The organism is Streptomyces sp. NPDC048604 (assembly GCF_043199435.1).
Lineage (GTDB): Bacteria > Actinomycetota > Actinomycetes > Streptomycetales > Streptomycetaceae > Streptomyces.
In genome coordinates this window covers 24,167-38,760 of the sequence record NZ_JBICVX010000006.1, presented here as the reverse complement: position 1 = coordinate 38,760, position 14,594 = coordinate 24,167, and the positions used below count along the sequence as shown (strand labels likewise).

Sequence of the window (14,594 nt, the reverse complement as noted above, 5' to 3'; positions counted from 1 at the left end):
TTGTCAAGCGGGCGCGGGCGGGCGCAGGCTCGCGGACATGAACACACACAGCGCTTCCCTCGCACGCGAGACACGCGGGACACGCGGGACACACGGGCGGTACGACGTCGTGGTCGTCGGCGGCGGGGCCGCCGGCCTGAGCGCGGCCCTGGTCCTCGGGCGGGCCCGGCGCTCGACCCTGGTGGTCGACGCCGGCGCGCCGCGCAACGCCCCGGCCGCGCACATGCAGGGCTACCTGTCCCGGGACGGGATGAGCCCCGCGGAGTTCCTGGAGGCCGGGCGGCGGGAGATCGCCGCGTACGGCGTGGAGTGGACGGCCGGCGAGGTCGTGGCCGCGGCCCCGGACGGCGGCGGCGCGGTCGGGTTCACCGTCACGCTCGCCGACGGGCGGACGGTCCGGGCCCGGCGGCTGGTGGTGACGACCGGTCTGGTGGACGAGCTGCCGCCGCTGGACGGGGTGGCGGAGCGCTGGGGCCGGGACGTGCTGCACTGCCCGTACTGCCACGGCTGGGAGGTCCGCGACCAGGCGTTCGGCGTGGTCGCCCACCCGGTGATGGGCGCGCACCAGGCTCTGCTGGTCACCCAGTGGTCCGACGACGTGGTCTTCTTCCCGCACACGTACGACGCGGTCACCGACGAGGACCGGCTGCGGCTCGCGGCGGCGGGCGTGCGGACGGTCGAGGGCGAGGTGGCCGGTCTCGAGGTCGAGGGCGACCGGCTGACCGGAGTGCGGATGGCCGACGGCCGGGTGGTCGAGCGCTCCGTCCTGTTCGTCGGCACCGTCGTCACCCCCCGGGACGGTCTGCTCACCGCGCTCGGCGCGGCCACGGAGGAGACCCCGATGGGCCGCTTCGTCACCGTCGACCCGACCGGCCGCACCAGCGTCCCGGGCGTCTGGGCGGCGGGCAACGCGATCGGCGCGGCCGAGCAGGTCGTCAACGCGGCGAGCGGCGGCTATCGCGCGGGCGCGATCCTCAACATGGACCTGCTGAACGAGGACCTGGACCGGAAGACGACGGCGGCGGCCGAAGCAGTGGCAGCGGTCTGACGTACGGGCGTGGTCCGCGCGCGTCCGGCGTACGGGTCTTCAGTTCTGCGCCCCGCCGCGCTATCGATGCGTCATGACGACCGAGCCGCCCGGACTGCCCGCGCCCCCGCCGTCGGGGGCGCGGGCCCTGCCGCACGGGACGTACGAGGGGCGGGCCGTGCTGGTCACGGGCGGCGGGTCGGGCCTCGGGAAGGCCGTCGCGGCGGAGTTCGCGCGGCTCGGCGCGGACCTGGTCCTCGTCGGCCGCCGCGCGGACCGGCTCGCACGGGCCCGCGAGGAGCTGGCGGCGGCGGGCGGGACACGGGTGGTCACGGCCGTCTGCGACGTCCGCGACCCGGAGCGGATCGCGGAGGTCCTGGACGCCTGCGAGGCCGGTCCGGTCGGGCTGCCGGACGTGCTGGTCAGCAACGCCGCCGCGAACTTCCCGGTGGCCGCCGAGGAGTTGACGCCGAACGGCTGGCGCGCGGTGGTCGACATCACCCTGACCGGAGCGTGGTTCGCCATTCGGGAGTTCGCCCGGCGGCATCTGGCCGCCGGGACGCCCGCCTCGGTGATCGCCGTCGGCGCGTCGTACGCGTGGACCGGCGGTCCCGGATTCGTGCACTCGGCGTCGGCCAAGGCGGGCGTGAAGAGCCTGGTGGAGACGCTGGCCGTGGAGTGGGGCCCGTACGGCATCCAGGTCAACGGACTCGTCCCCGGTCTGATGCCGCACGACGACCTGCCGCCGGCCCTGCGCGCGGGCCTCGACCGCGGGCCGGACCCGGGGCGTCGGCAGCCCGCATTGCGGGTGGGGCAGCCGCGCGAACTGGGCTGGGCGGCGACCTTCCTCGCCTCGCCGTACGCCCGCTTCGTCAGCGGGCACACGCTGGTGGTGGACGGGGCGAACTGGCAGCGCCGGACCCTGGTCAACGACCCGGTCGTGCCGGTGCGCGAGCAGCTGCGCGGCCGGCCGGAGCGGCCCGGCGGCTGACGCGCGCTCGGCCGTGCGTGTGATTGCGGGGCGCTCGGGCTGCGCGGGCCCGCCGGGACGGAAAGGATCGCCGGGCGGGACACCCTGGCTCGACCGCACTCCACACCCACCCGCCATGACCGCGGAAGGCAGGCGCAGCACATGCTCGGTACGGACTTCAGGACCGGCTCCCCCAGCTGGATCGACCTCGGCAGCCCCGACACGGACGCGGCCGCCGCCTTCTATTCGGCCGTGTTCGGCTGGGAGTACCTGTCGGCCGGCCCCGAGGCGGGCGGCTACGGGTTCTTCCGGAAGGGCACGGAGGTCGTCGCCGCGCTCGGTCCGCTGACCGAGGAGGGCGCGAACTCGGCCTGGACGGTGTACTTCACCACTCCGGACGCGGACGGCGCCGCGCAGACCGCGGAGAAGGCCGGCGCGCAGGTGCGGGTCGCGCCGATGGACGTGATGGAGGCCGGGCGGATGGCGGCCCTGACGGACCCGGCGGGCGCACAGTTCGCGCTCTGGCAGCCGGGGACCACCAAGGGCCTGGACCGGACCTCCGAGGAGAACACGCTCGTCTGGGTGGAGCTGCACACGCCCGACCCCGAGGCCGCGCTCGGCTTCTATCAGTCCCTCTTCGGCTGGCGGTGGGCCTCGATGGAGGCGCCCGGCATGACCTACCGGGTGATCTCGACGGCCGAGGGCGACCAGGAGGACGCCTCGTTCGGCGGGGCGGCGGAGATCCAGAGCGAGGGCATGGCGCCGAGCTGGATCCCGTACTTCGACGTGGCCGACGCGGACCGGACGGCCGAACTGGTGCAGGGCCGGGGCGGTTCGGTGCTGATGCCGCCGTCCGACGTGCCGGACGTGGGCCGGCTGGCCTGGTTCGCCGACCCGTACGGCGCGCCGTTCGCCGTTCTGAAGCCCGCGCCGATGCCGGGTTAACCGCTCACCGGCCTTCGAAGCCGGGCGGGCGGCGCTCGGCCTTCGCCGCGTAGCCCTCGCGGGCGTCGTCGGAGGTGAGGGTGAGCGCGGCGGCCAGGGCCGCGCGGTCGAGGGCGGCCGCCATCCCCCGGTCCGCGTACGCGTCGATGTTCCGCTTGATCGCCCGGACGGCGAGCGGCGCGTTCGCGGCGATCGCGGCAGCGGTGTCGCGCGCGACCGCGTCCAGGTCGGCGCGCGGGGCGACCAGTTGGACCAGGCCGAGGCGTTCGGCGGTGGCGGCGTCGAGGCGGCGGCCGGTGAGGGCCAGGTACTTGGCCCAGCCGGCCCCCGCGTCGCGGGCGATGCGCAGATCGCCGCCGGCGTCGACGGCGACGCCCAACTGCGCCTCGGGCAGGGCGAACACGGCGTCGTCCGCGGCGATCCGGACGTCCGCCATCAGCGCCAACTCGAAGCCGAAGCCGAGACAGTACCCCTGCACGGCGGCCACCACCGGCTGTGGGAGCCGGGCGAAGGCGGCGAACCGCTCGTGCACCCAGCGGATGCCCTCGTCGTACCGGTGGGTCCGCTCGGCCGCCGACCGCCCGGTGATCGCCCCGCCCGGCGCGGTGACGTCGATGCCGGCGCAGAACGCCCGCCCCTCGGCGCGCAGCAGCACGACCCGTACGTCCTCGTCGAAGCGGAGCCGGTCGGCGTACACGCCGAGCTGCCGACTGGCCTCCCAGCTCCAGCCGTTGAGCTTCTCCGGCCGGCAGAGGGTGAGGACGCCGATGCCGTCCCCGACCGTGAGCCGCAGCCGCTCCTGTCCCGCCGGGATCTCCCGGTCGAGCGTGTCGATCACCGCACCCCACCCCCTGGCTGATGGAGCGTCAGATTAGCGCGGGAAGACCTCGAACGACACCGCGGGGACGCCGCCGAAGCGCTCGCCGGTGCGGGCGGCGATCCCGGTGAGGAACCCGCGCACGTACTCCTCGGGCTCCTCGTCCGTCAGGGCCTCGATGTAGGCGCGGTGGCAGAGCAGCGACTCGATGCCGCGCTCCAGACCGGGCTCGGCGGCGACCGCGTGGGTGGGGCTGGTGGAGCCGGCGACGGCCACCCAGCGGACGCCGTTCCACGGCTCCAGGCCCTGCTCGGCGAGCTCGGGGAAGATCCAGCGGTTGCCGGCGTCGCCGGCCGCGTCCAGCGTGGCACGGCCGACGGCCAGGTGGTCGGGGGTGTTCCAGGGTCCGCCGGGCCCGGCGGACCAGGTGTCGCGGTGATTGAGCGTGATGACGAGCTCGGGCCGGTGCCGGCGGATCGCGGCGGCGATGTCCCGGCGCAGGTCGAGCCCGTACTGGATCACCCCGTCCCGGTGGTCCAGGAACTCCACCGTCTCCACGCCCACCACCGCGGCGCTGGCCCGCTGTTCGGCCTCGCGCAGCGGCGCGCAGGCGGCCGGGTCGAGCGTGTCGATGCCGGCCTCGCCGCGGGTGGCGAGCAGGTAGGCGACCTCCCGGCCGCCGTCCGTCCAGTGGGCGACGGCGGCAGCGCAGCCGTACTCCAGGTCGTCCGGGTGGGCGACCACGGCGAGCGCCCGCCGCCAGTCCTCGGGCATCGGTGCGAGCGCGGGCGGGGTCTGTTCGGTCTTCTCGCTCATGGCCGCACCCTAACCCGCGCCGCTACCCCCGCGCCGCGCTGGAGAGGATCACCGAACGGGCCACGTGGCGCGGGCGGTCGGGGTTGAGTCCGCGCCGGGCGGCCAGGGCAACGGCGAGCCGCTGCGCGCGTACCAGCGCGGCGACCGGGTCGAGGGCGTCGGCGACGAACAGCGCGCCGGTGGTCTGGACTTCGTCGACGAGCCCGGACGGCGCGGCGCCGAAGCACCACACGAGGCTGGACCTGTCGCTGATGCAGATCGGGCCGTGCCGGTACTCCATCGCCGCGTACGACTCGGTCCACGCCCGGGCCGCCTCGCGCAGCTTGAGCGCGGCGTCGTCGGCGAGTCCGACGGTCCAGCCGGTACCGAGGAAGGTGAACTGGCCGCGCTGCTCCCAGGCCCGGGGCAGCGGTTCGTACAGGGCGAGTTCGGCGTCCGTGATCGAGGGGCCGAGGTCAACGCCCAGTCCGGCGCGCAGGAGTTGCAGCGCGGTGGTGGCGAACCGGGTCTGCACGACCGACCGTTCGTCGGCGAAGCCGAGGTCGATCACCACGTCGGCGCGGCGGCCGGCCGGGCTGTCGGGCACGCCCGTGAGGGCCAGGGTGGGCACCCGGCCCTGGGCGTGGGCGAGGAGTTCGGCGACCTCCGTCGTCGTCCCGGAGCGGGTGAGGGCCACCAGCCGGTCGTAGCCGCGGCCGAGCGGGGTCGGGTCGGAGGCGGGGAAGGCGTCGGTCTCCCCCGCGCCGAGGGACTCGCGGAGCGCGGCGTAGGCGCGGGCCATGAAGTACGAGGTGCCGCAGCCCACGACGGCGACCCGCTCGCCGGGACGGGGCAGTTGAGACGCTCGGGCGGCTGCGAGCTCCGCGGCGCGGCGCCAGCAGTCGGGCTGGCCGGCGATCTCGGCGGTGACGTGCGCGGTCATGTCCGGTTCCTCTCGTGCGGGCTGCGGTACGCATGGATTTCTATCCCGTCCGGCGGGCGCGCACCATGAGCAATCAGTGAGCAGGGCTTGGACTTTTCTGCGCGCCGCACGAGGCCCGCACCACCAGCCGGGGCCGCAGCCGCACCTGGTGCAGCGGGCTGGCCTCGCCGTCGGCGAGGCGGCGCAGCAGGATCTGCGCGGCGAGCCGGCCCACCTGGTACTTGGGCGGGGAGACGGCGGTCAGCGGGGTCTCGGCGACGTCGGCGAACTCGTTGTCGTAGCTGATCAGGGCCAGGTCTCGGGGCACGTCGAGGCCGGCGCGGCGGGCCGCGGCGAGGACCAGGGCGGCCTCGCGGTCGCCGAAGCAGAGCGCGGCGGTCGCGCCGGCGGCGCGTACGGCGGCCACGGCCGCGTCGGCGCGGGCCGGGTCCCAGTCGTCCATCCGCTCGCGCACGCACACCGGCCGGCGCAGCCCGAGGTCGGCGACGGCGCGGGCGAAACCGGACTCCAGAGGCGCGGTCGTGGGGGCGTCGGAGCGGGCCAGGAGGGCCAGCCGCTCGTGGCCGAGGCCGCGCAGATGGCGGACGGCGTCGTACGCGCCGCCCTCGTGGTCGGTGCAGACGTGCTCGGTGGGGTCGCCGGGGCCGTGGGCGGCGAGCCGGCGCTCCACGAGGACCACGGGCACGGGCAGGGCGAGCAGTTCCTCGGCGCGGCGGGCGGGGTCGGCGGCGGTGTGCAGGGTGGGGACGAGGAGCAGTCCGTGCACGCCGGAGGAGAGCAGCCGGGCCACGGCGGCGTCCTCCTCGGCGGGGTCGTAGCCGGAGCAGGCGAGGACGAGCCGGGCCCCGGCGGCGGCGAGTTCCTTCTCGATGCCCTGGAGGACCCGCGGGTAGTAGAACGCGGTGTCGGGCACGAGCACCCCGACGACCAGCCGCCGCCCGACGTCCTCGTCGGGCCGCTGGGCGGCGAAGGTGCCCGCGCCCTGGCGGCGTTCGACCAGGCCGAGGGCGACGAGGTCCTCGTAGGCGCGGCGCACCGTGGTCACCGACAGGCCGGTCTCGGCGGCGAGGGCGCGTTCGGTGGGGAGCTTGCTGCCGGGCGGCCAGGTGCCGTCGAGGATGCCGCGCCGCAGCTCGGCCATGAGGGTCCGGAACTTCAGCTCCCGCCCGCTCGTGGGCACCTCGTCCCGCGCCACCCGGCCCCCTTGACCCGCACCGATTGCTGACCGATTGCGCGTCGCATCCTAGCGCCGGGTGGGCGGGAGCGGTCTAGACCTCAGGTCGACGATCGCGGGGAATCAGGTCGACGATCCGCGGGGAAGCAGTCCCAGTTCCCGTACGAGCGCGGTGGCCGTCGCGGCGACGGCGCCACTGTCCGGCTGGGCGCCCGCGGCGTTGCGGCGGGTCAGCACGACGAGGATCACCGGGGCCCCGGACGGGGGCGTCGCCACGGCGATGTCGTGGGCGCCGCCGTACGCGGAGACGGCGGTGCCGGTCCTGTCGCCGACCGTCCAGTCGTCGGGCAGCCCGGCCCTGATCCGCGCGTCGCCGGTCTCGTTGGCGCGCAGCCAGGCGTTGAGCCGGTCACGGTCGGCGGGCGCCAGGGCCCGTCCGACGGCGAGCCGAGCGAAGGTCGCGCCGGCCGCGGCGGGCGTGGTGGTGTCCCGGGTCTCCCCCGGCTGCCAGACGTTGAGCTCCGGCTCCCGGCGGTCGAGCCGGGAGACGGGGTCGCCGAGCGAGCGGAAGAAGCGGGTGAGACCGGCCGGGCCGCCGAGCTGCTTCAGGAGCAGGTTGCCGGCGGTGTTGTCGCTGCGGGTCACGGCCGCGTGGCACAGCTCGGCCACGGTCATGCCGGCCTCGCCGCGCCCCGGGGTGACCGGGGAGTCGGCCACCTCGTCGGCGGCGGTCCAGTGGATCGTCCGCTCGAGCAGCCCCGGGTCGGTGCGGCGGGCCTTCTGCAGGATCGCGGCGGCGGCGAACGCCTTGAAGACCGACAGCATCGCGAAGGACTCGTCGGCGCGGTGGGAGAGCGTGCGGCCCGTGGCCGTGTCATGGGCGAACGCACCGATGCGCACCTCGCGTTCCCGCTCGATCCTCCGCAGTTCGGCGATCGGTGCGGGAGCACCGCCGGGCCGCTCCGTCGCGACCGCCGACACCGAGGTGCCGGTGAGGAGTAAGGACAGGAGGATGACGATCGCGCGCCGCCCCGTTCGTCTCCCTGAGGTCATCGCGTTCATGGCCCCACTCAACAGGACGGCTGTGCGCGGTCCAAGCACCGCCGCCCAGGGCGCTCACTTGGTCCCGTCCGCCGGCGGCAGATGCTCTCCGGGGGTGGCCAGTTCCTCCACGGCCTCCGCTCCGACGACCGCTCCGGTGGTCCTCTTGGCGCGCCGCAGCCGGCCTTCCAGCCAGGCGGCGAAGGTGGTGAGAGCGAAGTTCAGAACGATGAAGATGACGGCCACGACGGTGAAGCTGGCGATCGTGTTGGCGCCGTAGTTGGCGCTCATCGGGCGGACGGAGGCGAGCAGCTCGGAGAAGCCGAGCATCGCGCCGCCGAGCGCGGTGTCCTTGACGATGACGACGAGCTGGCTGACCAGCGCGGGCAGCATCGCGGTGACCGCCTGCGGCAGCAGCACATGCACCATGATCTGGCCCTTGCGCATGCCGATCGCCTTGGCCGCGTCGGTCTGTCCCTGCGGCAGGGCGAGGATGCCGGCCCGTACCACCTCGGCGAGGACGGAGGCGTTGTAGAGGACGAGGCCGATGACGACCGCGTACAGCGGGCGGCTCTCCGGGCTGATGTCGGTGAACTCGGAGAGCGCGGCGTTCGCGAAGAGCATCAGGATCAGCACCGGGATGGCCCGGAAGAACTCCACGACGGTGCCCGCCGTGCCGCGCACCCACCAGTGGTCGGAGAGCCGGGCGATGCCGAGGACCGCGCCGAGGGGCAGCGCGATCACCATCGAGAGGGCCGCGGCGATCAGGGTGTTCTTCAGTGCGGGCAGCAGGTACGTGCTCCACACCCGGGAGTCGGTGAAGAACGGCTCCCACTTGGGCCATTCGAGTTGTCCCTTGTCGACGAGGCTGGCGACCACCCACCAGATCACCGCGGCGAGCGCGACCAGGAACAGGGCGGTCCACAGCAGGTTGCGCCGCCGGGCGCGGGGCCCGGGGGCGTCGTACAGGACGGTGGCGCCGTGCTTCATCGTTTCACCGCCACCTTCTTGGCCACCCAGCCCAGGAACAGTCCGGTGGGCAGGGTGAGGCAGATGAACCCGACCGCGAAGATCGCGGAGATCAGGATCAGCTGGGCCTCGTTCTCGATCATCTCCCGCATCAGCAGGGCGGCCTCGGCGACGCCGATGGCCGCGGCCACGGTGGTGTTCTTGGTGAGGGCGATGAGCACGTTGGCCAGCGGTCCGACGACCGACCGGAAGGCCTGCGGCAGCACGATCAGCCGCAGGGTCTGGGTGAAGTTCAGGCCGATGGCGCGGGCGGCCTCGACCTGGCCGATGGGGACGGTGTTGATGCCGGAGCGCAGGGCCTCGCAGACGAACGCCGAGGTGTAGGCGATCAGGCCGAGGACGGCGAGACGGAAGTTGATGGTGGTGAAGTCGTCCGCGCCGAGGCTGACGTTGAGGGTCTGGAACAGCCCCAGGGAGGTGAAGACGATGATGACGGTGAGGGGGATGTTGCGGACGATGTTCACGTAGGCGGTGCCGAAGCCCCGCATCAGGGGGACGGGGCTGACCCGCATGGCGGCCAGCAGCGTCCCCCAGATCAGGGAGCCGATCGCGGAGTAGACGGTGAGCTGCACCGTCACCCAGAAGGCTCCCAGCAGGTCGTAGCCTTCGAGGAAGTCGAACACGGCGACCTGCCTAGTCGACGATGACGCCGATCTTCGGTGCGGGTTCGTTCTGGTAGTTCGCCGGACCGAAGTTCTTCTTCACGTAGGTGTCCCAGGACCCGTCCTCGACCATCTTCTCCAGCGCGGTGTTGATCTGGGCCTTGAGCTCACTGCCCTTCTGCACGCCGATGCCGTAGTTCTCGTTGCTCATCTCGAAGCCGCCGAGCTTGAACTTGCCCTTGAACTCGTCCTGCGCGGCATAGCCGGCCAGGATCGAGTCGTCGGTGGTCAGCGCGTCGATGGCGTTGTTCTCGAGCCCGGTCAGGCACTCGGAGTACCCGCCGTACTCCTGCAGCTGGGCGTCGGGCGCCAGCTTGGTCTTGACGTTCTGCGCGGACGTGGAGCCGGTGACCGAGCAGAGCTTCTTGGCGTTGAGGTCGGCCGGCGACTTGATGGTGTCGTCGTCGGCGCGGATCAGCACGTCCTGGTGGGCGAGCAGATACGGTCCGGCGAAGTCGACCTTCTGGGCGCGCTCGTCGTTGATCGAGTACGTGGCGGCGATGAAGTCCACGTCGCCGCGTTGCAGCAGGGTCTCGCGGTCGGCGCTCTTCGCCTCCTTCCACACGATGTCGCCGGGCTCGTAGCCGAGCTCCTTGGCGACGTACGTGGCCACGTCGACGTCGAAGCCGGTGTAGGTGCCGTCCGGCGTCTTCAGGCCGAGGCCCGGCTGGTCGAACTTGATGCCGACGGTGATCTTGTCGCCGTCGCCGCTGCCGCTCCCCCCGTTCCCGCCGTCGCCGCCGCAGGCGCCGGCGGACAGCGCCAGGGCGACCGCTGCGGCCGCGGCCAGAGTGGCCTTGCTGACCTTGGATCGGTTCATGATGTTCACCCCTGGGTGTTGGGCGCCTGTGGTGGGCGTCAGTGGTGCGGGATCGGTGGGTGCGGGATCGGTCGGTGCGGGGTCGGTGGTGCGGGATCAGTGGTGCAGGATCTTCGACAGGAAGTCCTTGGCTCGTTCGCTGCGCGGGTTGCTGAAGAACTCGTCCGGGGAGGTCTCCTCGACGATCCGCCCGTCGGCCATGAAGACGACGCGGTTGGCGGCCGAGCGGGCGAAGCCCATCTCATGGGTGACGACCACCATGGTCATGCCCTCGTGGGCGAGCTGCTGCATGACCTCCAGGACCTCGTTGATCATCTCGGGGTCGAGGGCGGAGGTCGGCTCGTCGAAGAGCATCACCTTGGGGTCCATGGCCAGCGCCCGGGCGATCGCGACGCGCTGCTGCTGACCGCCGGAGAGCTGGGCCGGGTACTTGTCCGCCTGCGAGGCGACGCCGACCCGGTCGAGCAGTGTGCGGGCGCGGGACTCGGCGGCCTTCTTGTCCTTCTTGCGCACCCGCAGCTGGCCGAGCGTGACGTTCTCGAGCACGGTCTTGTGCGCGAACAGGTTGAAGGACTGGAAGACCATGCCGACGTCGGCGCGGAGGGCGGCCAGCTCCTTGCCCTCGGCCGGCAGCGGCTTGCCGTCGACGAAGATCTGGCCGGAGTCGATGGTCTCCAGGCGGTTGATGGCGCGGCACAGCGTGGACTTGCCCGAGCCGGACGGGCCGATGACCACGACGACCTCACCGCGGTCGATGGTCAGGTCGATGCTCTGGAGCACGTGGAGAGCGCCGAAGTGCTTGTCCACGTTCTTCAGCACGACCAGGGCGTCGCCGAGACCGGCGCGCGTCGCCTCCGGGTCGGACATGGCACCCTCCTGGGGTCACCGTCTTCCCGCTTGCCGCGTTCTTCTCACGTTCATGCTCCGCCCTCCGCGATCCGGCGGCCAGTCGTGCGCGGCCGGGGCCCGTCAGCCGTACGCCGACCCCGTCCGGCGCTGCCGGGCCTCGTCCCTGACCTCGGGCTCGGCGTGGGCGCGCAGCTCCCGCAGCAGGGTGCGCCACGGCTCGGCCCAGTCGGTACGCTCGCCGCCGGCGGCGGTGAGGACGACGGCCAGGACGCCCTCCGCGTGGCCGCCGCCCGCGGCGAGTCGCCGGGCGACGGCGAGCAGTGACGACTCGTCCCCCTCCAGCTGGCGTCCGCCGAGCCGCCGCTCCAGCTCGTTCGCGGACCGTGCGAGCGCCATGGGCCGACCGTCGTGGAGCCGGGCCAGCCGGACCAGCGCGGCGTGCAGCTCCTCGGGTCCGGCGTTCAGGTCCAGCGACTCGGCCCACAGCCGGGCGGCCTCGCCCGCGGTGGCGTCGTACCCGGCGAGCCGCCCGGCCGTCTCGGACTGCACGGCGCGGACCCCGGCGAGGTCCCCGCCCGGCGCGTAGAGCAGGCGCGTCAGGAGGCCGATGCGCCGCAGGGCGGGCCGGTCCGTCTCGGCGCCGGCGTCCCGGGGGCCGCCGACGGCGGCGGCGTCCGCCGCCAGCAGCACGTCCAGGGTCTCGGCGTACGCGGTCCGGGCCGCGGGCACCGCGCCGGCTGCACGGGCGAGGGCCTGCCCGGCGGCGTACCAGGCGTCCTCGACGCCGAGGTCGACCACCCCCGCCTTCAGCGTCTGCGCGGCCGCGGGCGACCACGGCAGCCATGCGGCGAGCGCCTGGTAGGCGTCGTGCGCCAGCTCGTCGTCGTCGGTGGCGCACACCTCCTCGACGAGCCGGGCGTACGCGGGCCGGTACGGCTCGGGAAGGTCGGACGGCCGGACGCGCAGTACGGCGCGCCGCTGCGCGGTGTGGCCCGAGGCCGCCCCGGTCAGCAGCCGCCGGGCGCGCGGTTCGCCGAAGAGCCTGGCGGCGGCGGCCACGCAGGCCGTCCGGACGTCGCGGTGCTGGTCGGGCCGCTCGAAGGCCTCTGCGACCAGGTCCGCCGCCTCGGCCCGGGGAAGCCGGGCGGCGACGAGGCGGACGCCCTCCTTGCGGCTGGTGACCTTGGTCCCCGTGGGGGAGAGCAGGGGGCGCAGCAGGGCGGACAGCCGGGACGGCGGTACGTGCCGGGAGGCGCGGTCCGCCGCGTACACGGCGACGCGGGCCCGGTCGTCGCCCGCGTGGCCGAGGAGTGCGGCCAGGGCGTCGCCGGGGCGGACGGTGTGGGCGAGGGCGGCGAGCGCGGCCTCGGCGAGGACCACGGAGGGGTCCTCGGTGCGGGCGCGGACGGCGTCGGCGCCGTCCGGGAGCCCGGCCAGCGGGCGCAGGCCCTCGGCCCGGTCGTACGACGGGAGCGAGGTGTCCGCGACGACGCTCTCCCAGCGGCGGACCGCGGCCTGCTGCTGGCGGCCGGTCCAGCGCCGGGCCTCGGGCCGTACGGGCACGGTCCAGCGGGTGGCGGCGGCGAGGAAGCGGCCGTACGGCAGGTCGTCGCCGAGCAGCGGTCCCAGCAGGTCGGTGCGGCGGCTCAGGAGGATGTCGAGGACCTCGGGCAGCACGGCGGCCGAGGGATCGTGGGCGAGCAGCCGCTCGACCCGCGCGTCGCGCTCGGCGGCCGGTGCGAGCCAGAGCCCGGCGGCGGAGCTCGCGGTGACGCCGTCGCCCTCGCGGATCGCGCGCCACAGCAGTTCCTGGAGTTCCGGCAGGGCGGCGGCGCGGGCGCCGAGGGCGCGGGTCAGAGCCAGGACCGGCCCGAAGTCGGCCTTGGCGGCGGCCGGTTCGACCAGCGGCCGCAGCGCGTCGAGGAGCAGGGACTCCTGCCCCGGGCGGAGGGCGTGGTCGAGGTGGCCGAGCCCGGCGGGCCCGCTGATGCCGCAGAGCCGGACGAGGACGTCCAGCGCGACATCCCTCAGGGCGGGTTCGTCCGGATGCGCGCGCAGCAGGCTGCGGGCCAGGTCGCCGAGCGCGCGGCGGCTCTCGGCGGAGAGGTCCGGGGCCTCGGTGGCGTCGGCGGCGACGCGGGCCAGGCCCGGGGCGGCGGCGGGGGTGAGCAGGCGTGGCGGCAGCGCGGCGAGGGCGGTCAGGGCGGACCGGCGGACCGAGTCGGGTTCGTTGCGCAGCCGGGTCATGTCGGCGAGGACGGTCGTGACGGCGTCGGGGTCGCCGGAGCGGGCCGCGTTGCGGATCAACAGGGGCCAGGCTTCGGCCCGTTCCTCCATGACCGGCTCGCGGGTCGCGGCGAGCAGCGGCTCGCGGGCCTCCGCGACGGGGAGGAAGGCCGTGGCCTCCAGGCGCCGTTGGCGGGTGCCGGTGCGGTCCTCGCAATACGCGACGACGGCGCGCGCCTCGCGTGCGGCGGCCTCTCGGGGCAGGACGGCCAGGACCTCGGTGTGGGCGAGGCGCCTGGCCCCGGTGCGGCCGTCGAACACGGCCGCGTGGAACGCGGTGCGGCGGGCCGGCAGATGGGCGGCGATCAGCTTGGCCAGGACGCCCGGCCCGTCGATCAGGGTGCGGCCGAGCGCGAGCACGTGCTCCGGCGGCGCGGTCCGTGCGAGACGGCGGGCAGCCTCGGCGCTGCGGAGGACGGTGCCGACCAGCCCGCCGGTGTCGCGCACGAGCACCCGCGCCATGCCCGCCGGGTCGCCGAGCGCGAGGGTGCGGACGACCCGGTCGAACCGCCAGGGCCGGGAGCCGGGCGGGTACGCGGCGAGGAACCCGGTCACGCGCTCCGGCGCCGCCTCGGCGAGGACGAGGAGCGCGGGCAGGTACCGCTTCCACCAGTCGTCCCGCAGCCCGGCCGGCAGCGCGGCGAGCTCCCGTTCGGCGGCGTCGGCGACGGCCTGCGGGTGGCGCTTGACGAGCGCCGTCCAGCCGGGGACCGCGTGGAACACCCCGGGCAGCAGCCGCCGTACGGTGTCCGGGCCGCAGCCGGGGAGCAGGCGGGCCGCCTCCGCGTCGCCCCAGGCGTCACGGAGCGCGTCGACCAGCCGGTCCGCGAGCGCGGTGCGCCCCTGGGCGACGACGGCGGTGAGCAGATCGCGGCGGATCGCTTCGGGCGCGTCGTCGAGGGCGGTCGCGTACGCCTCGTCCGGGACGACCGGCGGCCGCGCGACGCGCAGTACGTGCCCGCGTACGAACGCGTCGGGGTCGGCGAGCCGTTCGCCCAGCCAGTCCCCGTCGCCGGCGGCCGCGGCGACGACCGTCGCGAGGCCGCGCTCGTACGCCCCGCGCGCGTCCAGCTGCCGCAGCAGCTCCGTGACTCCGGTGCGGTCCAGGCCCCGGGCGTGGTCGGCGAGTTCGCGGGTGCGGCGGTGGTACGGAAGGGGTTCGAGGGCGTCGAGCAGCCGCTCGGTCCGCGCGCGGGAGCCAGTGGTCATGCGCGGATTGTGCCTGGTCACCCCGGG

Annotated in this window: 13 protein-coding genes; 3 read left to right on the top strand and 10 right to left on the bottom strand. The window is 74.6% G+C overall.

Translation table 11 applies throughout. The annotated features are described in order from the left end of the window. Positions 1–37 precede the first annotated feature (37 nt). The 3 genes from ACGFMM_RS14260 (at position 38) to ACGFMM_RS14250 (ending at position 2,942) form a co-directional block, all read left to right on the top strand. Positions 38–1,048 carry an NAD(P)/FAD-dependent oxidoreductase gene (locus ACGFMM_RS14260; RefSeq protein WP_393646387.1) on the top strand — a complete coding sequence of 337 codons (1,011 nt, stop codon included), beginning with the start codon at positions 38–40 and terminating at the stop codon, positions 1,046–1,048. Positions 1,049–1,121: 73 nt separating this feature from the next. Beyond that, positions 1,122–2,018, top strand: a complete 897-nt coding sequence (locus tag ACGFMM_RS14255; RefSeq protein WP_393646385.1) for an SDR family oxidoreductase — start codon at positions 1,122–1,124, stop codon at positions 2,016–2,018. 141 nt (positions 2,019–2,159) lie between these two features. Continuing rightward, positions 2,160–2,942 carry a VOC family protein gene (locus tag ACGFMM_RS14250; protein WP_393646383.1) on the top strand — a complete coding sequence of 261 codons (783 nt, stop codon included), beginning with the start codon at positions 2,160–2,162 and terminating at the stop codon, positions 2,940–2,942. Between the two features lie 4 nt (positions 2,943–2,946). On the opposite strand, the gene ACGFMM_RS14245 is transcribed toward ACGFMM_RS14250, so the two are convergent. The 10 genes from ACGFMM_RS14245 to ACGFMM_RS14200 all read right to left on the bottom strand — a co-directional run bounded on the left by ACGFMM_RS14245 (position 2,947) and on the right by ACGFMM_RS14200 (position 14,567). After that, positions 2,947–3,780: an enoyl-CoA hydratase/isomerase family protein gene (locus ACGFMM_RS14245; RefSeq protein WP_393646381.1), complete on the bottom strand. Its 834-nt coding sequence runs from the start codon at positions 3,778–3,780 to the stop codon at positions 2,947–2,949. Between the two features lie 33 nt (positions 3,781–3,813). Further along, the gene (locus tag ACGFMM_RS14240; RefSeq protein ID WP_393646379.1) at positions 3,814–4,575 is read right to left on the bottom strand and encodes a PIG-L deacetylase family protein; all 762 of its coding nucleotides are present in this window, start codon (positions 4,573–4,575) and stop codon (positions 3,814–3,816) included. 22 nt (positions 4,576–4,597) lie between these two features. Further along, positions 4,598–5,497, bottom strand: a complete 900-nt coding sequence (locus ACGFMM_RS14235) for an SIS domain-containing protein (protein ID WP_393646378.1) — start codon at positions 5,495–5,497, stop codon at positions 4,598–4,600. 73 nt (positions 5,498–5,570) lie between these two features. Continuing rightward, positions 5,571–6,692: a substrate-binding domain-containing protein gene (locus ACGFMM_RS14230; protein ID WP_393646376.1), complete on the bottom strand. Its 1,122-nt coding sequence runs from the start codon at positions 6,690–6,692 to the stop codon at positions 5,571–5,573. Between the two features lie 102 nt (positions 6,693–6,794). Further along, entirely contained in the window at positions 6,795–7,733 is a 939-nt protein-coding gene (gene bla / locus ACGFMM_RS14225) for a class A beta-lactamase (protein WP_393646374.1), read from the bottom strand. Positions 7,734–7,787: 54 nt separating this feature from the next. Next, the gene (locus ACGFMM_RS14220) at positions 7,788–8,702 is read right to left on the bottom strand and encodes an amino acid ABC transporter permease (RefSeq protein WP_393646372.1); all 915 of its coding nucleotides are present in this window, start codon (positions 8,700–8,702) and stop codon (positions 7,788–7,790) included. Beyond that, positions 8,699–9,364: an amino acid ABC transporter permease gene (locus ACGFMM_RS14215; RefSeq protein ID WP_393646370.1), complete on the bottom strand. Its 666-nt coding sequence runs from the start codon at positions 9,362–9,364 to the stop codon at positions 8,699–8,701. Before ACGFMM_RS14215 ends, ACGFMM_RS14220 begins: the two co-directional genes overlap by 4 nt. A gap of 10 nt (positions 9,365–9,374) precedes the next feature. Next, a complete protein-coding gene (locus ACGFMM_RS14210; RefSeq protein ID WP_393646368.1) occupies positions 9,375–10,223 on the bottom strand; it encodes a glutamate ABC transporter substrate-binding protein in 849 nt (282 codons plus the stop codon). A gap of 96 nt (positions 10,224–10,319) precedes the next feature. Next, positions 10,320–11,090, bottom strand: coding sequence for an amino acid ABC transporter ATP-binding protein (locus ACGFMM_RS14205; RefSeq protein WP_393646366.1), 771 nt, complete (start codon positions 11,088–11,090; stop codon positions 10,320–10,322). Between the two features lie 102 nt (positions 11,091–11,192). Then, positions 11,193–14,567: a hypothetical protein gene (locus tag ACGFMM_RS14200; RefSeq protein ID WP_393646365.1), complete on the bottom strand. Its 3,375-nt coding sequence runs from the start codon at positions 14,565–14,567 to the stop codon at positions 11,193–11,195. Positions 14,568–14,594: the final 27 nt, after the last annotated feature.

Bases quoted from the DNA above. Each gene is read 5' to 3' on its own strand.
- ACGFMM_RS14260 (WP_393646387.1), top strand. From the start codon at position 38: ATGAACACACACAGCGCTTCCCTCGCACGCGAGACACGCGGGACACGC.
- ACGFMM_RS14255 (WP_393646385.1), top strand. From the start codon at position 1,122: ATGACGACCGAGCCGCCCGGACTGCCCGCGCCCCCGCCGTCGGGGGCG.
- ACGFMM_RS14250 (WP_393646383.1), top strand. From the start codon at position 2,160: ATGCTCGGTACGGACTTCAGGACCGGCTCCCCCAGCTGGATCGACCTC.
- ACGFMM_RS14240 (WP_393646379.1), bottom strand. From the start codon at position 4,575: ATGAGCGAGAAGACCGAACAGACCCCGCCCGCGCTCGCACCGATGCCC.
- ACGFMM_RS14235 (WP_393646378.1), bottom strand. From the start codon at position 5,497: ATGACCGCGCACGTCACCGCCGAGATCGCCGGCCAGCCCGACTGCTGG.
- bla (WP_393646374.1), bottom strand. From the start codon at position 7,733: ATGAACGCGATGACCTCAGGGAGACGAACGGGGCGGCGCGCGATCGTC.
- ACGFMM_RS14220 (WP_393646372.1), bottom strand. From the start codon at position 8,702: ATGAAGCACGGCGCCACCGTCCTGTACGACGCCCCCGGGCCCCGCGCC.
- ACGFMM_RS14210 (WP_393646368.1), bottom strand. From the start codon at position 10,223: ATGAACCGATCCAAGGTCAGCAAGGCCACTCTGGCCGCGGCCGCAGCG.
- ACGFMM_RS14205 (WP_393646366.1), bottom strand. From the start codon at position 11,090: ATGTCCGACCCGGAGGCGACGCGCGCCGGTCTCGGCGACGCCCTGGTC.
- ACGFMM_RS14200 (WP_393646365.1), bottom strand. From the start codon at position 14,567: ATGACCACTGGCTCCCGCGCGCGGACCGAGCGGCTGCTCGACGCCCTC.